We start from the raw sequence: 25499 nt of genomic DNA, 5'->3' as shown, positions 1-25499 counted from the left end.
CTATTTCTGAATCTCTTTCTTTACCGCCTCTTCCACTTTGGGCGTAACATGAGCATCCTGAGGTTTGACTTCAGGTGTCCCTTGTGCCTTAGGATCGACAGGTTTAGCAGGACGGCATTGGACAATTGCAGATTTCCGTTTAAAGTAGGCATCTACCACCTCACCATGACATTGCGATTTCAAACGCGCTAAAGCATTATCACAAGACTGTGTGTCACAACGCTCTACGTAATGTATATCCGTTTCTTCATAAAGGATACGGGAGCAAGCACTACATAACAGCAATAGGCTCAATGGCAATAGATAGCGAATAGTCTTTTTCATCATCATATACCACTATTTCTAGGCATTCACCGCATCCAAGTCAATGATTTCACCATGGTTCAATGTCCGAGCCACTCGCGTGCGTAAAACATTCGTATGCGCATGACGAACAATCTGCTTAACCTCTGGAATATGTGCAGGATGCATAGAAAAACTTTTTAATCCCAAACCTAATAATAATTTTGTGTAATTGGTATCACCAGCCATTTCACCACAGACACATACAGGCTTACCCGCTCGATCACCTGCTTGGATAGTATTGTGAATCAAACGTAATACCGCTGGATGTACAGAATCATAAAGGCTCACTACTTCATCGTCTACACGGTCAACTGCCAAGGTATATTGAATCAAGTCATTCGTACCGATAGAAACAAAGTCTAGCTCTTTGAGAAAGGGCTCAATAGCAATCGCAATAGCTGGAATTTCCACCATCGCACCTAACTCAACTTTCTCACCAATCGCATATCCCTCTGACATTAATTCATTTTGTGCTTGAGTCAGATAACGTTTGACTTCATAGACCTCATGCAAATGTGAAATCATAGGAATCAGAATTCGCAAACGTCCATGCACCGAGGCTCTCAATAAGGCTCTTAATTGTGTGAGAAACATTTCTGGATGGGCGAGACAATAGCGTACTGCTCGTAAACCTAATGCGGGATTGACCGCAACTGTCGCCTCATTATGCAAGGTTTTATCTGAACCAATATCCAATGTACGGATGGTGACTGGTTTATCCATACCCATCGTTTTTAATACATGCGAATACGCCTCATATTGTTCTTGTTCACTAGGCAGTGTCTCGCGATTCATAAACAAGAACTCACTACGATAAAGTCCAATCCCTGTGGCACCCATTTCCAAGGCCGCATCGGCTTCCTCTGGTAATTCAATATTCGCTTCTAATTCAATATGTACACCGTCTACTGTTACCGCTGGCTCATCTTTCTGTAGGAGTAAAAACTCTCGCTCTGTTTGGTATTGACGCTGTTTCTGACGATATTGTTCCAGAATGAGTGGTGATGGGTTGACAATCACTAAACCTTCATCGCCATCTACAATCAATATTTCTCGATCGCGTACTAAAGAACGGACATTTTTCATCCCGACTACCGCAGGTACATGCATACTACGTGCCACAATAGCGGTATGAGAGGTTGGGCCACCAGCATCTGTGATAAACGCAGCAAAATGCTTCTCACGCAAATTCAACATATCCGCTGGTGAAATATCATGCGCTACAACGATAAAAGGAAAATCATCTTCACACGTCGCCGGTAAGTTTTTTAAATCAAAACTTTTAACACCAGACATAAAAGATAATACGCGCTCAATCACTTGATTCACATCACTAGCACGTTCACGCAAATACTCATCTTCCATTTGCCCAAACTGACTCGCTAGCATTTGCCCTTGTGTCGATAAGGCCCACTCTGCGTTGTAACGATGTGTCCGAATAATTTGTTTGGTTTCGCTTGCTAGCATAGGGTCAGCAAGCAATAGGCTATGTACTGTTAAAACAGGGGCTAATTCAATCGGTGCATCTTCAGGCAAATTATTCTTGATATAGTCAAGATCCGCAGCTACTGCTTGCAAAGCCTGATCAAGACGAGTACATTCACTCTCAATATCATCAACAGAAACAAGATGATGCTTTACTTCAAGTAACGCAGCACCCATAATCACAGCATGACCAATAGCAATTCCCTTGGCAACGCCTTTACCGTGTAACGCCATTACCATATCTGGTATTTTTGCTACTGTTTGCTCCATATAATGCACCTATGTATCTACAAATTAATCTGGCTCACCAAAACGGTCATTAAATAGTGCCGCAATTGCTTCTAAAGCCTGCTCAGCATCTTCGCCCTCAGCATCCACAGTAACCGTCATTCCTTTACCTGCAGCTAGCAACATCACCCCCATGATGCTCTTAGCATTCACGCGTTGTTGTGCTTTAGAAATAAAGATTTCACTTTTAAACGTAGAGGCTAATTGGGTTAATTTTGAGGCCGCACGTGCATGTAAGCCCAAACGATTAATAATCTCAATATTTACGGAAGGCATAATAAACTCCAAAACCTTATTCTTTTTTTAATAACAGGAGCAATCCAAGGATTGCATTCCCTTTTGCCCACCCTCAAGAATTTTAGTCCTTAATTCTTCGATGGATAAATTCTCATAACGTACAGCATTTAACAACATACAAACATTTGTACCACCAAAAAAGGCAGCTTGCTTCCCCTGTTGATGTAATGTTTTAGCAATACGCATGCTAATATTTGCTGGTGTCGCACCAATTAAATCACTAAACAATAGTATATTTTGCACAGAAGCGTATTGCATTCTGATGTCATTCACAATCTTTTCTTGCATAACATCTGGATCATCTTCTGGCAAAATATCATAAACCAATACATCTTTGGCTGCTGGAAAAACATGTAACGCTACGTCCTTTAAAGCTGAGGCTAATGGCGTATGCATAACAACAACAATCAAGGTATTCATTTAAGCACCTAACACGCTTTCTAATTGCTCAACAAAAAAGTTCGCCACATGAAAATCAGTTTGCTGCGTAATCTCTACAAAGCACGTTGGACTTGTCACGTTAACTTCAGTTAGGTAATCACCAATCACATCTAGCCCTACCAAGAATAAACCTCGTTCCTTCAAAATAGGTGCTAATGTATTAGCAATTTCCCAGTCACGCTCACTCAATGGTTGAGCCACACCTCGCCCACCTGCAGCTAAATTTCCTCGTGTTTCGCCTGCAAGCGGAATGCGTGCCAAACAATACGGAACAGGTTTTCCATTGATAATAAGAATACGCTTATCTCCCTTCACAATATCAGGGATATAACGTTGTGCCATAATTGTCTCTTGACCATTGCGAGAAAGCATTTCCAAGATAGAACTCAAATTGGGTTCTTTTTTCTGCAAACGGAAAATACCCATTCCCCCCATACCGTCAAGAGGCTTAACCACAATATCCTCATGCTCTTGATGGAATGCTTTAACACGTGCCATATCACGTGTGACCAATGTGGGGGACGTAAACTGAGAAAATTCGGTAATCGTTAATTTCTCAGGATGGTTTAACATGGCGACACCAGAGTTAAAGACTTTTGCACCAAACTTCTCAGCGTAAGCAAGCAAATGACAACTATACGCATACTCCATATCAAAAGGAGGATCTTTGCGCATAATCACAGCATCAAAGTCAGCCAAATTACGCTCTTGTACACTCCCTACCTCTTGCCACCAAGCATGCTCCTCTAAATTAGCTTGCTCAATAACTTGAATAGCTTGAGTACGAGCCCATACTTGTCCTTTAATATACAAGTCTTGTTGCTCAGTAATAAAAATTTCGTGTCCTTTCGCTGCAAAGGCGTACATCATCGCAACAGAGCTATCTTTATACGCTTTTAAAGAGGCAATTGGATCAATCACAAACAATACTTGCATCGTACTTTCCCACCAACACAAACAGGGTAACCGTTAAACGCTACCCTTGATTAAGTAAGGAGCAACCAGCACTCCTCATGTTCTCGCTCACCGAAGTCCCCCCTCAATCCGAAGAAGAACTTTGGCTCGCTTCGCTCACCGAAGTTATTTCTTCTTCGGAGCAACCTGCTATACCATGACAACCGACTACTCTCTCGAAAAAGAACTTTGGCTCGCTTCGCTCACCGAAGTTATTTCTTCTTCGGAGCAACCACCATCACCATCTGACGACCTTCGAGTTTTGGCATAGCTTCAACAGCAACTAAATCGCCTAAATCGTCACGAATTCGTTCTAACACTTTCATGCCGAGTTCTTGGTGAGCCATTTCACGACCACGGAAGCGTAGTGTGACTTTGACCTTATCACCATCCTCAATAAAACGTTTTAGATTACGTAACTTAACTTGGTAATCACCCTCGTCTGTACCCGGACGGAATTTTAATTCCTTCACTTGTACAACTTTTTGTTTAGCTTTGGCTTCCTGTAAGCGTTTTTGCTCTTGGTAACGGAACTTACCATAATCCATCAAACGACATACTGGCGGTGAGGCATTCGGGGCAATTTCAACTAAATCAGTATCTGCCTCTTCTGCTTTACTTAATGCTTCTTTAATAGAAACAACACCTAATTGTTCGCCCTCTAAACCAATTAAACGAACTTCAGGGCTACGAATTTCACCATTAATTTGGTGTGTCTTTTCGGCTGCGATGTTAGCACTCCTTAAAAAGTTAAAAAAATCTCTTTGCCTTTGCAAAGAATGTTCTTCACTTTCTCGTAAAGAACTCCTATCAATTCAATCAAGCTTACGCTTAAAAAAGCCTCCGCTTTCTCCTAAAAAAGCCTCCGCTTTCTCCTAAAAAAGCCTCCGCTTTCTCCTAAAAAAGCCTCCGCTTTCTCCTAAAAAGCCTCCGCTTTCTCCTAAAAAGCCTCCGCTTTCTCCTAAAAAGCCTCCGCTTTCTTTTTATATTTTGACGAACAGGTCTTCAAAGAAGACCTGTTCGCCGAAAAGCTTACGCTTTTACATCAATGCGCTGTTCAACGTCGTTAGTTAATCGAGCGATAAAATCTTCTACTGGAAGTACGCCTAGGTCTAAATTGCCTCTTGCTCGAACAGCGACGGCATTTGCTTCTCGCTCTTTCTCGCCAACAACAAGAATGTATGGGATTTTCTGCATACTATTCTCACGGATTTTACGGGTAATCTTCTCATTACGTAAATCCGCATTTACTCTAAAGCCCTTGGCTTTTAGTTGGTCACAAATACTTTGAGCGTATTCATTAAATTGCTCTGAAATTGGGCAAATGACCACTTGCTCAGGTGCTAACCATGGAGGCATTGCACCAGCAAAGTTCTCAATCAGCATACCGATAAAGCGCTCTAAAGAACCTAAAATCGCACGATGTAACATCACGGGGGTCTTACGCTGATCATCCGCATCTACGTACTCAGCACCTAGACGAGCTGGCATTGAGAAGTCCACCTGGATTGTACCGCATTGCCAATGACGACCAATGGCATCTTTTAAGGTGTACTCAATCTTAGGTCCATAGAATGCACCTTCTCCTGGCGAGATTTCAAACTCACAACCTGATTGGCGTAAGCTAGACATCAAGGCTTCTTCTGCTTTATCCCAAATCTCATCCGAACCAATACGTTTTTCTGGACGAGTCGCCACTTTATAAAGCACTTCAGTAAACCCAAAGTCTTTATACACTTTTTGCAATAATGCCGTGAAATTTGCACACTCTTCTAGTAATTGATTTTCAGTACAGAAAATATGACCGTCATCTTGTGTAAAGCCACGAACACGCATCATACCATGCAAAGAACCTGACGGTTCATTACGGTGACATTGCCCAAACTCACCATAGCGAATTGGTAACTCACGATAAGAATGTAAGCCCGCATTATAAATCTGAACATGTCCCGGACAGTTCATCGGTTTTAAACCATATTCACGGTTTTCCGAATCTGTCGTAAACATATTTTCTTTATAGTTATCCCAATGACCTGTTTTCTTCCACAAGCTCAAATCAAGAATTTGTGGGGCTTTAACTTCTTGGTAACCATTATCCACATAGACTTTACGCATATATTGCTCAACTTGTTGCCAAATTTTCCAACCTTTTGGATGCCAAAAGATTAAACCCGGCGCTTCGTCTTGGAAATGGAATAAATCAAGTTCTTTACCTAATTTACGGTGATCACGACGCTCTGCTTCTTCAAGCATCGTTAAATACGCTTGTTGGTCTTCTTTGGTTGCCCACGCTGTACCGTAGATACGTTGCAACATCTCATTATTAGAATCACCACGCCAATACGCACCCGCGACTTTCATCAACTTAAATACTTTTAATTTACCTGTTGACGGTACGTGAGGACCACGGCATAAGTCGATAAAGTCACCTTCACGGTATAGACTGATGGTTTCATTGCTTGGAATTGAAGCAATAATTTCTGCTTTATAATGCTCGCCTTGTTCTTTAAAGAAAGCAACGGCATCATCACGCAACCATTCTTCACGAACAACCACCTCATCCTTTTTAGCCAACTCAGCCATTTTCTTTTCGATTTTTTCTAAATCTTCTGGCGTAAATGGGCGTTTATAAGAGAAGTCATAATAAAAGCCATTATCAATCACAGGGCCAATAGTAACTTGCGCGTCGGGAAATAAAGATTTCACCGCATATGCCAGTAAATGCGCTGTTGAGTGACGAATCAAATCTAAACCCTCTGGATCCTTAGCGGTGATAATTGATAATGCCGTATCTTCTCCAATAACAAAGCTCGTATCCACTAACTTTGTCTCACCCGTCGCTAAACTAATCTTCCCTGCTAAAGCAGCTTTGCCAAGGCTAGGTGCAATTGCATTTGCCACCTCACCAACAGTAAGAGACTGTTCAAACTCTCGTTTTGAACCATCGGGTAAAGTAATTTGAATCATGAATAAACCTTAAAAAATAAAAAACGCGACACCATCAAGGTAGCCGCGTTACCATTAGACCAATGCTGAGTAAAAACAAATGCACGAGCGGCCACAAGAATTAAAATAATCTAGGCATCGTTCGTGTCGTTGAATAACTCATATATATCGGTCTCAAGTCTAAAAATTAATATTAGAATTTTAACAGTTTTCCTTGGGATATTCACGACTTAGCCTTTTTAAAGCAATAAAAACCACTAATTTTTGTAAAGTTCTGTGGTATTGGATTAACATAGATAAGCGTTTTTTATCACAAACCCTTACAATGTAAAGTTCTAATTTATTCTCTTTTTTACTTTAGTGGTATATTGCCTATAATAATAAATACCCTTTAAAGGATTTTCGTTATGTCTAAACGTGCGACCAACATCGTACTCTTGTTGGTATCAATTAGTATTATTCTTTTTATCGTCAACGCTTTTTATAGTGCATTTACGCGAGAACATCGCGTACCCAGCAATGAGCCTACCCCAAGCTCGACAGTTAGTGGCGAAATCACAGGTACAACACCAGTGCCCCCACCAAGCACAACTGAAAGCACGCCTAGTACCATTCCCACCGAAAATATTCCAGATACGCAAACTACAGAAAGCACTAACGAAGAGGCAGGCAAAGTACTAGAAGAAAATCCTACACTTCGTGAAGCACTCCCGCCTGTACCAGAAGCACCAGCGGCAACCGAAAGCACAACATCATCCTCTAGCACAAGAAGATTCCGTCCAATTAACAGCAATGACGAGGCCATTCCTCTTAATAACGGAAATGTACGTAATAACGATGGAGCTAATAGCAACTTCCCGACACCAAGTAGTGGCAATAGTCGCTTTCCTACCCCATCCAACAGCGGCAATAGCAATTTCCCTACACCAAGCCAAGGGAGCAATAATAGCTTTCCTGCCCCGATTAATTAAAAAGAGAGACTACTCTCTGCGAGTCTAATGGATAAACGTTTCATAAAAAAACTCAGACGCTCTTCCGTAAGACTCGCGATACTCTAGCAACTCCCCATTGATCCCATAAGCGAAACGACAAATTTTCACAGCAGACTCTGTCTGTTGTAGCGGTAGATACGTATCAAAATAATTGGTTAAAAAAGACAACTGCTCTTTGGCACTGACAACAAGCTGACCGCACTCCCTTCTATACATGGGGTATAGCAAATTATCAAAGTTACTTAATGGAATATTCAATAACTGAAAAAAATGCTCTTTAGGCAACCAAATTTTTTCACTGACTAAAACTTTTTGGCCAATCTCTCTCGTTCTTTCAATATAAATCAAAGGGGCTTGTATGAGCCTATGCATTACACCATTAATTCTTTCATCACCATTCTCTAAGTATGTAACTTTATGAACAACTCCCTCTGGAATTATTTGCTTTCCTGTTGAGTTTCGATAACGAAAAAAACGTATTAAAGACGATGAAAAATCAGGATATCGAACAAACGTTCCCTTTCCTTGTTGTTTCACCAATAGACCATCGGCAACTAACAAATCAATTGCTTTGCGAATAGTACCCACCGATACTTGATATTCATCCGCTAATTCTTGCTCATTAGGTATAGACTCGTCACTCCCCCAAATCTGAGCGATGAGTTTTTGCTGAAGATCATAACGTACTTGCTCATAGCGTGGTAATTTCTCAACAATACTATTCTGCATTTGCTCAATACTCTTTTCTAGGATATTAACAAAAGCATAGGATAGCATATCATTGATAAGTATTGTCATATAATCATATATATGTTTAAATGACTAGATTATTATGTCAATTAAAATTAAAGGAGCTCTTTATCAATGATTAGTATTATTTTATTGAGTATTCTGCTAGTTATTGCAGTAGGCTATATAACAAAAATCAACATTGGCTTTTTCGCTATTGCAGCTGCTTATCTAATCGGCGCTTTTATGATGGATTTATCCATCAATGATTTAATTAAACAATGGCCAGTTAAAATATTTTTTGTTATTTTTTCTCTAAGTCTTTTCTACAATATTGCGCTAGCCAACGGCGCATTAGAAAAGCTAGCAAACCATCTTCTTTATCATTGCCGCAATATCCCAAATGCACTTCCTTTAGCTCTTTTTGCTGCAGCAACCATTATTGCTGGTTTAGGCGCTGGTTTTTACACTGTTCTCGCTTTTATGGCTCCCCTAACTCTACTACTCTGCACTAAAACAAAAATGAATTTAGTCATTGGTAGCATGGCTTTGAATTATGGTGCCTTAGCAGGTGCTAACTTTATGACCTCTCAAAGTGGCATTATTTTTCGCGGGTTATTAGAAACCAATCATATTCCGCAAACAACTGCTTTTAGTTACAGCTCTGGAATCTTTATCGCTACTTTATTGCTCCCTATTGTTCTATTGAGTATTTACTCATTATGGAGCTTTCAATCATCTTCCATTGAAATTCAAGCCGAAAAGCCTGAACCCTTTACACAACAACAAAAGCAATCCATCTACCTCATACTTCTTTTAATGGGTATTGTTCTCATTATTCCTATTTTAAAAATTATATTTCCTGACAATCTAACCATCTCATGGATTAATAAAAAATTAGATATTGGTTTCTTAGCTATTATTTTTGCAGCCATCAGTTTTTGGATGAAACTAGCTGATGAGAAAAAAGTAATTGCTCTTGTACCATGGAATACATTAATCATGATTTGTGGTATGGGCATGCTAATCGGAGTTGGTGTACAAGCTGGTGTAATCAATACATTAGCTACTTGGATTTCTGGAAATGTCCCTGTATGGCTTATTCCTATTGCCTTTTGTGTCATTAGTGCCATCATGTCCATTTTCTCTAGCACACTTGGCGTAGTAGCACCTACTTTATTCCCTATTGTGCCAAGTATTGCTGCACAAGCAGATATAAATCCCCTCATCCTCTTTATCGCTATTGTTGTCGGTGCTCAAGCAACATCTATTTCACCTTTTTCGTCTGGGGGAAGCCTCATTCTAAGTTCAGCACCTGCCGATGTTGATAAAAATGTCTTACTCAATAAATTGTTGTTCCAAGCAATTCCTATCGGAGTAATTGCTGCTCTCATTGCAATTATTGCCACCCAACTTATTCTCTAATTGGAAAAGAATATTATGTATTTTGTTGATACTCACGCACATGTTTTTAGCCCCGAAGGTCCTTTCAGCAAGAATGCACGATATACTCCGTCTTATCATGCCTCTTTGGAAGGCTTCTTAAATAATCTTGACAAACACAATATTCAATATGGTGTCTTAATTCAACCGAGCTTTTATGGCACAGACAATAGCTATATGCTCAATGCTGTTAAAGAGGCTAAGGGGAGATTAAAGGCTGTTATTGTTGTAGATACAGATATTAGCAAAGAAACGCTACTACAATATCATCAACTAGGGGTATGTGGCATTCGTCTTAATTTATTTGGTTTAGAACCCCCAAATCTTCTATCCTCAGAATGGTCATCACTTATTAAAACATTGACAGATTTAGACTGGCAGCTTGAACTACATTGTCCGCCAAGTTATCTTTTGCAATTATTACCCGCCTTAAGAAACTACTCCATTAAGGTAGTGATTGATCATCTAGGCCGCCCTAGTGCTAATCAGAATCTAGATGAGAGTGAATACCAACAATTCTTATCTTTACTCAATCCAACTCAACACTGGATTAAGTTATCTGGCTTATACCGTATTGCTCATTCTGATAGTAATGCAATTATCAGAGCACAAAAAATTCTTCAAGAACTTAAAGCTCGTCAAATGCAAGAGAATATTGTTTGGGGAAGCGATTGGCCACATACCCAACACGAACAGGATACCTCTTATGAGAAAAACTGGGATTTACTCACAGCGATTATCAATGATGAACAAGAACGTAAAATGATTCTAGGTGAGAACGCTATTAAACTCTTTAAATTTTAATATTTAAATAATGCATTAAATTTTCATTGTTCTATAAAAAAGACGTTCAAAAAATACCCAAAGGTATTCAATGAACGTCTTTTTACTTAGGCTATTTGCCTAATCACTGTAGTTTTGAAGATGAGCGCTTCACACTGCTCGCTGGTGATAGTTTCATCGCTTCTCGTGCTAATGCCGCAATTTCCTTATCTGTTAGCGGGGTAGGTAATTTTTCCAACGCTACTTCAAGTACCTGATCAATCCAACGTACGGGGATAATTTCCAAATCCGCTTTGACGTTATCGGGTATTTCAGCTAAGTCTTTAACATTCTCATGAGGGATTAACACCGTTTTAATTCCACCACGATGAGCTGCTAATAACTTTTCCTTAAGTCCTCCAATAGCTAATACTTCACCGCGTAAAGTAATTTCACCCGTCATCGCCACATCAGCACGCACAGGAATATTCGTAAAGGCTGACACTAAGGCAGTTGTCACTGCAATACCTGCTGATGGACCATCTTTCGGTGTCGCTCCGTCTGGTACGTGAATATGAACATCTTTTTTCTCAAAGACATTATCAGCCAAACCCAACCGGTGAGCACGTGAACGAATAACCGTACGCGCTGCTGACATTGATTCTTTCATCACATCACCCAAAGAGCCCGTGTGCTGAATAACGCCCTTACCCGGAATAACAGCAGCCTCAATAGTGAGTAAATCACCACCGACTTCAGTCCATGCTAAGCCCGTCACCTGTCCTACTTGATTCTCTTTTTCAGCGAGACCGAAACTATACTTACGTACGCCCAAATACTGATCAAGATTTTTACTAGTGATACGAATCGCTTTAGGTTTAGCTACCGTACGAGCAGCTGTTTTCTTAGGTTTAGCTTTAGCGGATTGAGTAACCACCTCTTTGACCACTTTGCGACAAATTTTTCCAATCTCACGCTCTAACGAACGAACACCCGCTTCTCGAGTATAGTAACGCACGATATCACGAATGACTTCATCATCAATCGCTAGCTCACCCTCATTAAGACCATTATTCTTCATCAATTTAGGAATCAAATGATCTTTGGCGATATGCAATTTCTCATCCTCTGTATATCCAGATAGACGAATAATTTCCATACGATCCAATAATGCTGGTGGGATATTCAAAGTATTACTCGTTGCCACAAACATAACATCCGATAAATCATAATCCACTTCTAAATAATGGTCTTGGAAAGTATGATTTTGCTCTGGATCTAAGACTTCTAATAAGGCAGCCGCAGGATCCCCACGGAAATCCATCCCCATTTTATCAATCTCATCCAAAAGGAATAATGGGTTACGTACACCAACCTTACTCATATTTTGAATAATCTTACCGGGCATCGCACCGATATAAGTACGACGATGACCACGAATCTCCGACTCATCACGCACACCGCCCAGAGCCATACGCACATACTGACGGTTAGTCGCTTTAGCGATAGATTGACCTAATGAGGTTTTACCAACGCCCGGAGGACCTACCAAACACAGAATTGGTGCTTTAACTTTAGATACGCGTTGTTGCACCGCTAAATACTCAAGAATACGTTCCTTAACTTTTTCTAAGCCATAATGATCGCTATCTAGCGTACTTTCTGCATCAACTAATGAATTATTCACCTTAGTTTTTTTCTTCCAAGGCACACCCACTAGTGTCTCAATATAATTACGCACTACAGAAGCCTCTGCCGACATCGGCGACATTAGCTTAAGTTTCTTCAACTCAGCCATCGCCTTATCATGGGCTTCTTTAGGCATACCTGCGGCTTGAATTTTTTTCTCAAGCTCCTCTAAATCTGCGCCGTCTTCACCTTCACCTAATTCTTTTTGAATAGCTTTGACTTTCTCATTGAGGTAATAATCGCGCTGACTTTTTTCCATCTGCTTTTTAACGCGACTTTGAATCTTACTCTCAACTTCCATAATATCCATTTCGCCTTCAATCATACCAAGCAAACCTTCTAAACGCTCTGCTACATCAAGCGTTGATAGCAGTTTCTGTTTGGCATCTTGTTGCACAGGTAAATTGGCACTAATGGTATCGGCAAGACGATTAGCACTCGTCATGGTATTCAGTGAATTTAATACCTCTGGCATGATTTTTTTGCTTTCTTTGGCATAAGCCTCAAACTCAGCAATCACCGCCCTCATCAACGCTTGAACCTTAGCGCTACGACTATCTTTAACCGCTATTTTAGTGGCTTTAACACTATAGTAATCTGCTGTTTCTTTGACCTCTTGGATTTCTACGCGGTCTAAACCCTCAACAAGTACTTTAAGCGTACCGTCAGGGAGTTTTAAAAGTTGCAATACTTTTGCTAAAACGCCAGTTTCGTAAATATCATTAGGACCCGGTTCATAAATAGAAGCCGCTTTTTGAGAAACCAAGATAATATGATTAGAACTATCTGACATTGCCTTATTTAAAGCAGCAACAGAGCGAGGACGAGCCACAAAGAGTGGGATAACCATGTGAGGAAACACCACTACATCTCTTAAAGGCAATAACGGTAATTCAACGACTTCCGAAGACGGTGTTTTTTTTAGTGTCGTCATGTAAATCCTTTGTATTCTATTCTAAGTAGGAGCTATATGGTGGCAGAGTTAGCATTTTCAAGGTCTAAAAATGCAGATTTTATAGACAATACGAGGGAGGCACCTAACCTCCCTCACATTAAATATTGCCCTCATATAATTGACGATAACATCAAGGTAATTTTTCGTTTATCGTCAATCATAAGGCTATTTGTCTGATTACTTATAGTCGATTTTAGGCTGTCCAGTCTCTACAGCGGCTTCATCCAAAATCACCTTCTTCACATTCTTTTGAGAAGGTAAGTCATACATCGTCCCCATCAAGGCAAACTCTAGGATAGAACGCAAACCACGTGCCCCTGTCTTACGTTTAATCGCTTTTTTCGCAATAGCACTTAATGCGTCTTTGGTGACTTCTAGCTCAACACCTTCCATACCTAGGAGTTTTTGATACTGTTTGACTAAAGCATTTTTAGGTTCTGTCAAAATTTGAATCAAAGCAGCTTCATCAAGTTCCTGCAAGGTTGCCACCACAGGCAAACGACCGACTAATTCAGGAATAAGACCAAATTTAATAATATCCTCGGGCTCAACTTGATTAAAGAGCTCGCCTACACCTTTATCTGTCTTACTCTGGACACTAGCACCAAAACCTATACCAGACTTCTCTGTTCGATTTTGAATCACCTTTTCCAAGCCATCAAATGCACCACCAACAATAAAGAGAATATTAGTTGTATTAACTTGAATAAAGTCTTGATTTGGATGTTTGCGGCCACCCTGAGGAGGAACAGAAGCAACTGTACCCTCAATAAGCTTTAGTAATGCTTGTTGCACACCTTCACCAGATACATCACGCGTAATAGATGGATTATCCGATTTACGAGAAATTTTATCGATTTCATCGATGTAGACAATGGCACGCTCTGCTTTTGCGACATCGTATTCACAGTTTTGTAAAAGCTTAGAAACGATATTTTCGACATCCTCACCCACGTAACCTGCCTCAGTTAATGTCGTCGCATCTGCCATCACAAAAGGGACATTCAGCTGACGAGCCAAAGTCTGTGCTAATAGTGTCTTACCAGAACCAGTAGGTCCAATGAGTAAAATATTACTTTTACTTAACTCAACATCATCTGATTTCTCATCACCCAATGCGTCCATATGACGCAAACGCTTGTAGTGATTATATACAGCAACCGCTAAATTACGTTTAGGAATATCCTGTCCAATCACATATTGATCCAGGAAAGCCTTTATTTCTGCTGGTGTTGGTAAAGCTTCACTTGCGGAGGCCTTTTGTGCTTTGGCTGCCTGACCTTTCTTAATCATATCTGAACAAGCGTCTACACACTCATTACAAATATAAATACCTGCAGGACCTGCCACTAACTCTTTGACTTCTGCACGAGTTTTGTGACAAAAAGAGCAACGCTCATTCTTTGATGATGTTTTGTTAGTCGTCATAAATTTTCAATAAACAAAAGAGGTCGGCTATTACACCGACCCTGCAAACCCAAATGTATTCTGTATTACAGCGCAGAACGCTTTTCTAATACCTTATCAATTAGGCCAAATTTTAATGCTTCATCGGGAGCCATATAATTATCACGCTCGGTATGCTTGCGGATTTCTTCGATAGGCTGACCACAATGTTTTGCCATAATTTGGTTCAAACGCTCACGTAAATCCAAAATCTCACGAGCTTGAATTTCGATATCCGTCGCCTGACCTTGTGCGCCCCCTAAAGGCTGATGAATCATAATACGAGAGTTAGGTAGACTAAAACGTTTACCTGCTTGACCCGCATTTAATAAAAAAGCCCCCATACTTGCTGCCATACCTGTACATAAGGTCGATACTTCTGGCTGAATAAACTGCATCGTATCGTAAATGGCTAAACCCGCATACACGCCACCACCTGGTGAGTTAATGTATAGCGAAATATCTTTTTCTGGGTTTTCTGACTCTAAAAAGAGTAATTGTGCCACTACTAAGTTAGCCGTTTGATCATTAACAGGACCCACTAAAAACACAATACGCTCTTTTAATAAGCGCGAATAGATATCGTATGAACGCTCACCACGACCAGATTGTTCTACTACCATAGGAATGTAGCCCAATCCAGTCGGTGTCACCGACTCACCACCGTGTAAGGAAGCATAAAAATCGGTAAAACGGTGCATCATTATACTTGTCCCATGATTTCTTTGAAATCAACTTTAGACTCCGTTACTTTCGCTTTAGATAAAACGAATTCAATCACATTGTCTTCTAACACTACATTTTCCATATCTGCACGGCTTTGCGCATTGCTTAAGTAGTAAGCCACAACTTCTTCTGGTTTTTCGTAGTTTTGAGCGATTTCTTCGATACGAGCACGCACTTGTTCCATCGTTGGACGTAGTTTTTGTTGTTCAACGATATCACCTACTAATAGACCTAGACGTACGCGACGCTCAGACTCTGGTGCAAATGTCTCTGCAGGGATAGGGAATTGATCTGCATTTGGCATACCACGCATTTTTAACTCTTCACGAGCTTGTGCAACACGGGTATTGACATCATCATTAACCAATGCTTTTGGCACATCAAATGTAGAAGCTTTAGCCAAGGCATCAAATACATTAGATTTTGTGCGCGCTAATGCACGTGCTTTTGCTTCGCGCTCGATATTTTTAAGGATTTCTTCTTTAAGTTTAGCAACGTCACCGTCTGCTTGACCTAAAGATTTTGCGAATTCTGCATCTACTTCTGGTAATACTGGAGCCGCCACTTCTTTCATTGTGATAGTGAACTCAGCTGTTTTACCAGCGACTTCTTTACCTTGGTAATCTTCAGGGAAAGTTAGTGGGAAAGTTTTCTCTTCGCCAGCTTTTAAACCTTTTGCTGCGGCTTCAAACTCAGCTAGCATACGACCTTGACCTAAAACGAATGGGAAGTTATCTGCTTTACCGCCAGCAAACTCAACACCGTCAATCTTACCAACGAAATCAACAGTCACGCGATCATCGTCTTGCGCAGCGCGCTCTACTTTATCGTATGTTGCACGTTGTTTACGTAAAATATCTAACGTACCATCAACTTCAGCTTGACCTACCTCTGTTGTCACACGAGTGACTTCTAAGGCAGCAAAGTCAGGTAATGTAATCTCTGGGAATACTTCAAATTTTGCTGTAAAAGCAACTGTACCCTCTGCAGCACCTTCTTTAGGCTCAATAGCAGGCGCACCAGCAACACGTAAGTCTGCCGCTTTAACAGTTTCGTCAAAAGCTTGTGCTACTTTTTGGTTTAATACATCATAACGAACGCTAGGGCCGTGGCTACGCTCAATTACCGCTAATGGTGCTTTACCCGGACGGAAACCTTGAACTTTAGCCGTGCGTGCTACGCGTTGTAATTGCGTTTTTACTTCTTTTTCGATGTCTTCTAAAGACACAACTAAATCAACTTGGCGCTCTAGGCCTTCTAATGTTTGTACTGTTGGTTGCATTTAATAACCTACTTGTTGTCAAAATATAAAATACGAACTTAATCCGCTATTTTACCCATTTTTAAAAAGAAATATAGTGGACAAGCCTTTTTTCAACAAAAACCTCTTAAAAGCGCATACCTGTACCAATAGACATTCCAAAACCGCCTGTACCGCCACCAGCAGCAACACCGTATGTGCAGGCACTCAATAAAGTGGCCATGAATAACACAACTACACTTCTTTTTACTTGTTTCATTATTTTTCCTAAAAATAAAGACTAAGCCTAATTAAACACTTAAAAAACACAGAAAGATATTCCTTGTTTATAATATTGACATAATTTGATATTGTTTTGCCAAGCTACTTTCGATGGCGATAGCTGTCTCTCACCATCCAGAAAGCGAACATTCAAAAGGAGTTACTATGGAAAATACACCAGAACAACACACAGAAAATACAACTTATGAATCCCCTAAAGAAACCCTTTTTAGTAGCGGTACTTTTGTGATTGGTCTTATCGTGATTGGTCTTTTTGTGACGCTCATCACTTGGTCTGTTAGCTTTGCTGCCTTATTTTTTGGTGCGGTAGGTACAATGCTTTCTGTTGCTTCTTGCAGCTTAGACCACAAAAATCTCCGCTTCCAAATAAAACGTGAGGTATCTTTTAATGATGAAAACTGGGCTTATTTTGCTATTCGTGCAGTAGCAGGCGCAGTATTCGGTACAGCGACAGCCCTATTAGCTGTGAGTGACTTTGCTCACACTCACTGGGCAACGATCGCTGTACTCGCTATTTTTGGTGCTTACGTTTTGGATACTTTATTATTTAAGCGTTCTTGCTCAAAAGACTAACGTTCGGCTCTAACACTCAGGGACATTGACAGCCAAACCAGCTCGAGATGTCTCTTTATACGTAGACATCATATCAGCACCCGTCTGTTTCATCGTGATAATAACTTTATCCAAAGACACAAGGTGCTGACCATCTCCTCTCAATGCTAACCGTGCAGCATTAATTGCTTTTACTGCGCCCATGGCATTACGTTCAATACAAGGCACTTGCACCAGTCCACCCACAGGATCGCAGGTCATCCCTAAATTATGCTCCATACCAATTTCAGCCGCATTTTCTACTTGCTCTGGTGTACCCCCTAGAACAGCCGCCAAAGCACCTGCCGCCATAGAGCAAGCAACACCAACTTCCCCCTGACAACCCACTTCCGCACCTGAAATAGAAGCATTTTCTTTATATAAAATGCCAATAGCAGCTGCCGTCAGCAAGAAATCAATAATACCTTGTTCATTCGCATGCGGAATAAAACGCTCATAATAATGCAATACAGCAGGAATAATCCCTGCAGCACCATTGGTCGGTGCCGTCACCACTCGACCTCCCGAAGCATTTTCTTCATTGACCGCCATCGCATACAAATTCACCCAATCCAGCATAGATAACGGGTCTCGTAGTGACTCTTCTGGGCGTTCACGTAATCGCTGATATAAAGCAGGGGCACGTCGTTTGACCTTAAAACCACCAGGCAACACCCCTTCTTTAGCACAACCTCGCTTCACACAGGCTTGCATGACAGACCAAATATGCAAGAGTTTTGCCCTTACTTCTTGTTCTGTTTGGTAAACTAACTCATTAGCCATCATTAATTGTGCAATACTTAAATTATGCTGCTTCGTCAATGCTAATAAATCATTGCCTGATTTAAATGGATAAGGGACTGGTTCATCAGGACTTAAATTGACCTTCAAACCATCACAGTTCATCACAAAACCACCACCAATCGAATAGTATTCTTTTTTCATTAACTGCTCGCCCTGAGCATTAAACGCTTTGAAACGCATACCATTAGGATGTTGTGGCAAGCTATCTTTTAAGTTAAAGATTAAATCTTTCTCTGAATCAAACGTCACCTTTACACGATTTAATAAATCTAACTGCTGTGTGCTACGCACTTGCTCTACTAACACAGGAATTAAATCAGGGTCTACTTCATCAGGTAAATATCCAAAAAGCCCCACAATCACAGCCGTATCACTCGCATGCCCATAACCTGTTGCCCCTAATGAGCCAAACAATTCAATATGTAAACGATGCACATAATCCAATAAATTCGCTTCTTCTAAGCGACGCACAAATCGTACAGCAGCAATCATAGGCCCTACTGTATGCGAACTAGAGGGACCGACGCCTACTTTAAAAATATCAAAAACACTTAACGTCATATTAATTTCTATAGAATTTATCAAGTTCTTGTTGCTTACGCTTTTCTTTAAGATCTTCTTCGCTTGGCAAAGGCTTGTTATTAATTAAAGGATTATCCCATGTGCCCTTCACGCTAAAATACGCTGTTAAGGCTCGATTAAGTGGCTCAGACAATAACCATTGTGATAAAAACGCACCTAAACCGACCACAGGATTGACGATAATACCTGTCAACACAGTAGCCCCACTCATTTCAATCTTAGGAATGGCGGCCGCATGGAAATTTAAATTTTGCGATGGAATATGCGTGTTACCTGTGGCTACAATCGCGACCAAAGGACCATTTAAGCGAAAGTCTTCGATATAAACAGATTGATTTTTTAACTCAAAATTACTCCGTAAATAATCAAATGCTAGACCTTTACCAAAAGCACTTGGCGTATCATTGCCCAGATTACCCAAGTTTGATAAGGATTGCAAGGAAATTAACGCCAACGCTTTCATCGCACTAGAATTTACTTTTAATAAGGTACCATTATCTAGCTGCATATCCCCTTTTAAGCTTAAACGATTCAGCGAAATATCACTCACATCATCTGTATGTAGATTGATATTAGCCTGACCTTTACCTGCCTTTAAAAAACCTTCATACCCAAAATATTTGAGAAACTCACCAAAATCCAAAGCATTCGCATTCAGTCGAATATCAGCCTCCGTCATTTGATTGCTGCTTTGCAAATGACCCGTTGCATAAAGTGTTCCTACCTCATTACTAAGACTTAACTGCTTTAAATTCCAGCGGTCAGTTTTAGTCTTTTGGCTATTCATTGTCAGTTTGCCCAATACGCTGCCCGACCAAGAAAGCCTACCGATATCACCAACAATCGTCGGTAAATCGATGCGCGTTGGGACATGCTCACTCTTATCTTCTTTTTCGCTAAATTGAAGTGTAAACTGAGACAAGTTTAGCTGAATTCTATCAACTAGGCGCTTGCCTAAACTGAGTACGACACTCCCCTTCGCATCAGGAGAACTTACATCAAATATCCAATTATCTTTCTCTCGTTGAGCAGCTAAACTAGCTTTATTAATATAAGCACCAAATAAAGAAAGACGATCCACATCCATATCTAAATAACGCATCATTGGAAATAAAGAAATATTGCCTGATGATGGGTTTGATGAACTAAACTCATCCACAAAGTCCAACCACGTCATCACATCCCAATCACCAGAACGAACGATCAATTTCATATCCTCTGAAGGCAAAACCGGTATTGCATTTACTGACACAACGCCTCGATTAAATTGTCGTAAGCGACGATTAGCACGCTCTAACACCACCTGCAACCATGCATTGTTATAATCAACATGTAACTGTTCTGCTTTACCCTGTTGTGGTGCTTTTAAGCGCACGACCAACGGTACCGTTTGTTCACTTACCTTACTCAACCCTTGTGGCAAATCGACGCTCAAGCCCTTTAACGAGCTCTTAATGGTGACATCAATATAATCCCCTCCTAGGAAATCAAAACCAGCTGTATAGTAAGCACTTCCTTTCACCCGTTTTTTGATTCCTGGCAAAGGTAAAAACTCATAAAGCCCCTGTGCTGTCACATTACCCTCTATGCTTAAACGATCTCCTTTCGCACCAATGCCACCACTCAGTTTCGCCTGCCCACCTAATAATCTCGCTTGAATATTATCTAACTGAACGTTTTTTTCAGTAATCTTTAATGTACCCGACGCCTGCGTTAATTGAGGATGATCTGGCGTAAATTGAAAACTGACTTGTTCTAGATTAAACAAACTTTTAACCGTAGTTGCGTCTGGATTAGTCACAGGAATGGCAATCTGCAACTTACCCTCAACCTTACCCGCCATCTGGCTTTTATCCAGTACATTTGACAAGATAGTCCTTAAAGGAGATTGACGATAAAACTGTAAAAAACTCTCACCTGTTGCTTGAATATCAGCACGAATATCTACCAAGGCATTCTTCTCAATATGCTGAACAGAAACCTGCGCATTTTTCGCTTGGATAGACGATAAACCATATTTCTCATCTAACTGTAAGCTACCCCCCTTAATCCCTATCGTACCTCGATTAAAATCTACCTCAGCACTGGGTACAAAAATATCAGGCCAGTATGTATTACCTTTAGCGGGAAATTGATGATAATGCAAACCTACATCTTTAACGGGGCCTTGTATTTGAAAATCCCCTGACTCTGGTCGCAAGCCAAAAGGAATATGGTCTACATTACCCTGTACACGAACCTGCGCATTTTCAATATACCCTTTAAGAAACGCCTTTTCTAACCAATCCAAGGATTCAGTAGCTATCGCCTTAGGCAAGTAATGTGGCAATTTATTCAATTCCATCCGATGTATCATCCCTTGCAATTGAATAAAGCCATTATCACTCTCTGGGTGTGCATCCCAAGTACCTACTACATCCAAAGATCCATATGGCAATTGCGCCTTAAATACATCAAATGTTAAATGCGTTTTTTGATGTTCATTCAGACGATATAGACCTTGCATGTGCACTTGATTAAAATCCATCGGGTGACGGAAAAAATCTTTCGCTTGCACATACAATTGATGGGTATTAATATCAAAATGATAAGGGTACTCAAGACCTTTGTTTGAATTAATTGCAATCGTTATCTTGTCACCTTGCAAGACTAAACCATTATCCTCATCACTTTTCTCTAAAAACTGAAAATCCTTTAATACCCAGCGAGTTGAAAATTTTTTAAGTGCAAGCTCTTCAAAAGATACTGATATATTGGCTTCTTCAATAGTCCCTTTTTTCATAAACAAGGGGAAATGTAACCACTTTTTTAAATGCTGTGGGTGCCAATTTTGCCAATCAACTTTTAATTCCCCACTTCCTGAACGATTAAAGTGTGCATTTAAAGCCATCGCGCTACTTGCCACTTCCGCAATGCTCACCTTTAACTGTAAATCTAACTGTTGCTGATCATGCTTAGCATGAAGATTAACCGGTGCAAAAGACAAATCTGGGCGATTATCTTGATATTGGTCACGCCAAATGATATGCCCTTCTTGCACTTGAATATCACGGGGTACTCGCTCAAATCCCCAGTCCAACCACGGCAGTAGAAGTTCAGCGATACTTTCTGCTTGAATAGGTTTTGCCTTTAAGGTGTCATTCTGCGAGGATAATACCTTCCCCCCTACCTGTACCTCACCTAAGGCATTACGTTCAATCACGACATTTGCCCCTTTAACATTCACCTTTTGTACGTGAGGCTGCAAATTTAATAAAGAAGAAAATATATCTAACTCAAGTGTTAAATGCTCTACTTGCGCAAATGTACCGTCTGGCCCTAAAGCTAGTTGCTGCAAATGTAAGCTAGGCGTCCAATACTGCCAATCTAGCGATAGTTCACCCAAACTAAACTGGGGATGTGCATTTTTCTGCAACCATTCAATCACCTGTGGACGCCATTGATCGATGCGAGGCGAAAAATAATAACGTCCCATTAGAATCATCACGACCGTCAAACACAATATGCTAATACAGACCCAAGCAACCCACTTACTTATTTTTCTAAAAATTGGCACAGAACACTCTTACTTCGTCAAATAATTTCTCTTCCAGTAGTATTATATAGTTTGATATATCATTCATTTTGGTGTTTACAGAAAATGTCGGAAAGCTTAACAAAACCTTTACATTGGTCCAACTTTCTCAAGCGTCGTCTTGATGCTCGACCGGAGTTAATCCCCCAACTTCTCGACGATATAAAAACGCCTTTAAACCCTAACAGAATCCTTGAATGGTTAGCTGAACTCGGTGGCTCACCCACTCAATTTCCACCCGCAGATACGGCCACTTGTCGTAGCCAATTACGTAAACTACGTGCTCGTATTCTCTACTCTCTTATTGTGCGCGACATTAATCAACTCGCTTCTCTAGAAGAAGTGACCTCCTGCATGAGCTTCTTGGCGGACTTATCCGTACAAATGGCTTATCGCACGGTCATGCATGATTTAGTCGAAAGTTTCGGTGCTCCTATTGATCCAAGCACAGGTTTACCGATGGAAATGATTATTCTCGGTATGGGCAAACTGGGAGGACAAGAGCTTAATGTATCTTCAGATATTGATTTAATCATGCTTTATGGCGACGAAGGCGAAACCTCAGGTGCGCGTCGATCACTCAGCTACCATGAGTTTTATGGTCGTCTTACCCAACGTATGATGCCGATTATTTCAGATCCTGATGCCGATGGTTTTGTTTTTCGTACAGACTTACGCTTGCGTCCCGACGGTGACGGTAGCCCTTTAGCATGGAGTCTTGCAGCATTAGAAAACTATCTTGTTACGCAAGGACGTGAATGGGAACGCTATGCATGGTTAAAAGCTCGAGTTATCCCCGTAAAATATTTTGAAGATAGCAAACCTGAAAATGACCTTCGTGTACTAGAAAGCTTACGCAAACCCTTTGTGTATCGTAAATATTTTGACTTTGATGCACTCTCCTCTTTACGTAAACTACGCGAACAAATCAGCCAAGAATGGCACCGTAAAGTCAACGCAAAAGAAGGCTTAGACTCATCACAAAATATTAAACTCGGCGAAGGCGGCATTCGAGAGATTGAGTTTATTGTACAGCTCATTCAACTTATTCGTGGAGGACGTATGCCAAGCTTACAACTGCGCCCTTTACTTGCGGCTCTGCATGCCGAACAAAAAGCTGGCTTAATTTCTGCAGAAATCGAACAAAACCTCGAAAGTGCTTACCGCTTCTTACGACGCCTAGAACATATTATCCAGTATCAAGATGATGCACAAACCCATCTTCTTCCTGCCGATGAAGATGGACTCAATGCTATCGCCCAAGCGGTCGGACTAAGTCGCACCATGTTTGATAAGACCTTAGCAGAGCATCGCCAATTTGTAGCGCAAACGTTCCGCAATGTTTTCCGTTTACTCGGTATGCAAGACGAAGAAGAAAATAGCGAAGAGGAGACACAAGATAGCCAAGCCCTAACCACTCGTTTATTTGAAACAGATATTCAAATACAAATCCAACATCGTTTAGAGTTACTCTTTAAAAACCATCGTGTACAACAGCTTACTAGTAGTAATCGTCAGCGTTTAGAGAATTTAGTTCCCTCTCTTTTGGAGGCAGCATCAAAAACAAAAAATCCTCTACTTGCCTGCAATCACCTCTGCGAACTCATCGAGACGATTGCTCAACGTAGTGCCTATATTGCCTTATTAGTTGAGTATCCAGAAATTCTACAACGTGTCGCACGCATTATGACGGCCAGTCCTTTTGCTGCTCAACTACTTATCAAAAACCCTCTACTACTCGATAGCTTAATTGATTGGCGTACCCTCTTACAGCCCATTGATTTAGAAGCTATCTCTGCACAGCTGCATCAGGACTTAAGTGCTTGCTTAATTCACGAGGGCGAAGTTGATATCGAACGACAAATGAACTTAATGCGCGATACACAAAAAATTATTGAGTTCCAATTACTTGCCCAAGATTTAGAAGGTGAACTCAGTGTAGAACATCTAGCGGATTATCTCTCTGCACTCGCGGATACTTTACTAGAAGAAAGCCTCTACCGTACTTGGGAACAATTACGTAAAAGCAGCAAACACCCTCTGCCAGCACAACCTAACTTTGCAATCATTGCTTACGGTAAATTAGGCGGTAAAGAGCTCGGTTACTCCTCTGACTTAGACTTAGTACTCATTTTTGATGATGATAGTGATTATGCTGCAGAAACCTATATTAAGCTGGGTCGCCGCCTCAGCACTTGGCTATCCACAATGACCTCTTCTGGTCGTATGTATGAGATTGATTTACGCTTACGTCCAGACGGTGACGCAGGATTACTGGCCGTTTCCATTGATGGTTTTGCCAAATATCAACATGAAATGGCATGGGTATGGGAACATCAAGCCTTAACACGCGGTCGTTTTAGTGCTGGTAGCAAAGTTGTTGGAGATAAGTTCGAAAAGATTCGTCAGGACATCTTGCTCCAAACTCGTGATTTAGAAAAACTAAAAGATGATATTGTTGAAATGCGTATCAAAATGCGTGACGGTCATCCAAATCCTACAGAGTTATTTGATCTTAAACACGACGCTGGCGGTATGGTAGATATTGAGTTTATTACACAATATCTTGTCCTCGGACATAGTAAAGATCATCACCAATTACTCGGTAATTTAGGGAATATTGCCCTATTACAAATTGCGGCACAAGCAGCGTTGATTCCAGATGACCTAGCTAAACAATGCGCTGATGCCTATCGCGTATATCGTAAAACGCAGCATGAAATCCGCTTGCAAGGTCAAGAGAAAGCGCGTGTGGCTCCTGATACTATGCTCCATGAAATTGAAGCCGTCAAAGCACTTTGGCGTTATGTTTTTGCGAATCGTGCCTATTAAGGATATCAGTCAATATCAAAAGCGATGAATCTACGTTAAAATAACCGTTTTAATTTATTTATATCCCACTAATGA

General features: G+C 40.7%; 20 protein-coding genes. 5 read left to right on the top strand and 15 right to left on the bottom strand.

Features of this window, described 5'->3' with window-relative positions; genetic code table 11:
* From HKX39_RS09790 to thrS, 7 genes are all read right to left on the bottom strand, one after another.
* Positions 1-324, bottom strand: coding sequence for a hypothetical protein (locus HKX39_RS09790; RefSeq protein ID WP_171681141.1), 324 nt, complete (start codon positions 322-324; stop codon positions 1-3).
* An 18-nt stretch (positions 325-342) separates the two neighbouring features.
* Entirely contained in the window at positions 343-2100 is a 1758-nt protein-coding gene (gene ptsP, locus HKX39_RS09785; protein WP_246226162.1) for a phosphoenolpyruvate--protein phosphotransferase, read from the bottom strand.
* Positions 2101-2124: 24 nt separating this feature from the next.
* Entirely contained in the window at positions 2125-2394 is a 270-nt protein-coding gene (locus HKX39_RS09780) for an HPr family phosphocarrier protein (protein ID WP_171681140.1), read from the bottom strand.
* Positions 2395-2421: 27 nt separating this feature from the next.
* Positions 2422-2835, bottom strand: coding sequence for a PTS sugar transporter subunit IIA (locus HKX39_RS09775; protein WP_171681139.1), 414 nt, complete (start codon positions 2833-2835; stop codon positions 2422-2424).
* Positions 2836-3792 carry a glutathione synthase gene (gene gshB, locus HKX39_RS09770; RefSeq protein WP_171681138.1) on the bottom strand — a complete coding sequence of 319 codons (957 nt, stop codon included), beginning with the start codon at positions 3790-3792 and terminating at the stop codon, positions 2836-2838.
* 230 nt (positions 3793-4022) lie between these two features.
* Complete coding sequence (gene infC / locus HKX39_RS09765; protein ID WP_216605088.1) at positions 4023-4586, bottom strand: translation initiation factor IF-3; 564 nt, start codon at positions 4584-4586, stop codon at positions 4023-4025.
* Positions 4587-4842: 256 nt separating this feature from the next.
* Positions 4843-6777, bottom strand: coding sequence for a threonine--tRNA ligase (gene thrS, locus HKX39_RS09760; RefSeq protein WP_171681137.1), 1935 nt, complete (start codon positions 6775-6777; stop codon positions 4843-4845).
* Positions 6778-7163: 386 nt separating this feature from the next.
* On the opposite strand from thrS, the gene HKX39_RS09755 reads away from it, so the two are divergent.
* The gene (locus tag HKX39_RS09755) at positions 7164-7727 is read left to right on the top strand and encodes a hypothetical protein (RefSeq protein WP_171681136.1); all 564 of its coding nucleotides are present in this window, start codon (positions 7164-7166) and stop codon (positions 7725-7727) included.
* Positions 7728-7751: 24 nt separating this feature from the next.
* Here HKX39_RS09755 and HKX39_RS09750 read toward each other — a convergent pair whose 3' ends face one another.
* Positions 7752-8546, bottom strand: a complete 795-nt coding sequence (locus tag HKX39_RS09750) for a GntR family transcriptional regulator (RefSeq protein WP_216605087.1) — start codon at positions 8544-8546, stop codon at positions 7752-7754.
* A 66-nt stretch (positions 8547-8612) separates the two neighbouring features.
* On the opposite strand from HKX39_RS09750, the gene HKX39_RS09745 reads away from it, so the two are divergent.
* Both HKX39_RS09745 and HKX39_RS09740 read left to right on the top strand, forming a co-directional pair.
* The gene (locus HKX39_RS09745) at positions 8613-9902 is read left to right on the top strand and encodes an SLC13 family permease (protein WP_171681135.1); all 1290 of its coding nucleotides are present in this window, start codon (positions 8613-8615) and stop codon (positions 9900-9902) included.
* 15 nt (positions 9903-9917) lie between these two features.
* Positions 9918-10724, top strand: coding sequence for an amidohydrolase family protein (locus tag HKX39_RS09740; protein WP_171681134.1), 807 nt, complete (start codon positions 9918-9920; stop codon positions 10722-10724).
* A 103-nt stretch (positions 10725-10827) separates the two neighbouring features.
* Here HKX39_RS09740 and lon read toward each other — a convergent pair whose 3' ends face one another.
* The 5 genes from lon to HKX39_RS10775 form a co-directional block, all read right to left on the bottom strand.
* On the bottom strand, positions 10828-13305 hold the full coding sequence (gene lon, locus HKX39_RS09735; protein ID WP_171681133.1) for an endopeptidase La: 2478 nt from the start codon (positions 13303-13305) through the stop codon (positions 10828-10830).
* A 198-nt stretch (positions 13306-13503) separates the two neighbouring features.
* Complete coding sequence (clpX, locus tag HKX39_RS09730) at positions 13504-14754, bottom strand: ATP-dependent Clp protease ATP-binding subunit ClpX (RefSeq protein WP_171681132.1); 1251 nt, start codon at positions 14752-14754, stop codon at positions 13504-13506.
* A 65-nt stretch (positions 14755-14819) separates the two neighbouring features.
* A complete protein-coding gene (gene clpP, locus HKX39_RS09725) occupies positions 14820-15473 on the bottom strand; it encodes an ATP-dependent Clp endopeptidase proteolytic subunit ClpP (protein WP_171681164.1) in 654 nt (217 codons plus the stop codon).
* A 2-nt stretch (positions 15474-15475) separates the two neighbouring features.
* Positions 15476-16780, bottom strand: a complete 1305-nt coding sequence (tig, locus tag HKX39_RS09720; protein WP_171681131.1) for a trigger factor — start codon at positions 16778-16780, stop codon at positions 15476-15478.
* Positions 16781-16886: 106 nt separating this feature from the next.
* A complete protein-coding gene (locus tag HKX39_RS10775) occupies positions 16887-17018 on the bottom strand; it encodes a hypothetical protein (RefSeq protein WP_281356484.1) in 132 nt (43 codons plus the stop codon).
* A gap of 167 nt (positions 17019-17185) precedes the next feature.
* Between HKX39_RS10775 and HKX39_RS09715 the strand changes: the two genes are divergently transcribed.
* Positions 17186-17614, top strand: a complete 429-nt coding sequence (locus tag HKX39_RS09715; RefSeq protein WP_171681130.1) for a hypothetical protein — start codon at positions 17186-17188, stop codon at positions 17612-17614.
* A 9-nt stretch (positions 17615-17623) separates the two neighbouring features.
* Here the strand turns inward: HKX39_RS09715 and HKX39_RS09710 are convergent, their stop codons facing one another.
* Positions 17624-18997, bottom strand: coding sequence for an L-serine ammonia-lyase (locus tag HKX39_RS09710; protein ID WP_171681129.1), 1374 nt, complete (start codon positions 18995-18997; stop codon positions 17624-17626).
* 1 nt (position 18998) lies between these two features.
* Positions 18999-22574 (bottom strand): YhdP family protein, encoded by a 3576-nt coding sequence (locus HKX39_RS09705; RefSeq protein WP_171681128.1) that lies wholly within the window; start codon positions 22572-22574, stop codon positions 18999-19001.
* An 84-nt stretch (positions 22575-22658) separates the two neighbouring features.
* Between HKX39_RS09705 and glnE the strand changes: the two genes are divergently transcribed.
* The gene (gene glnE / locus HKX39_RS09700) at positions 22659-25424 is read left to right on the top strand and encodes a bifunctional [glutamate--ammonia ligase]-adenylyl-L-tyrosine phosphorylase/[glutamate--ammonia-ligase] adenylyltransferase (protein WP_171681127.1); all 2766 of its coding nucleotides are present in this window, start codon (positions 22659-22661) and stop codon (positions 25422-25424) included.
* Positions 25425-25499 lie beyond the last annotated feature (75 nt).

The organism is Pelistega suis (assembly GCF_013133795.1).
Taxonomy (GTDB): domain Bacteria; phylum Pseudomonadota; class Gammaproteobacteria; order Burkholderiales; family Burkholderiaceae_B; genus Taylorella; species Taylorella suis.
This window is presented reverse-complemented; position numbering and strand designations above follow the sequence as displayed.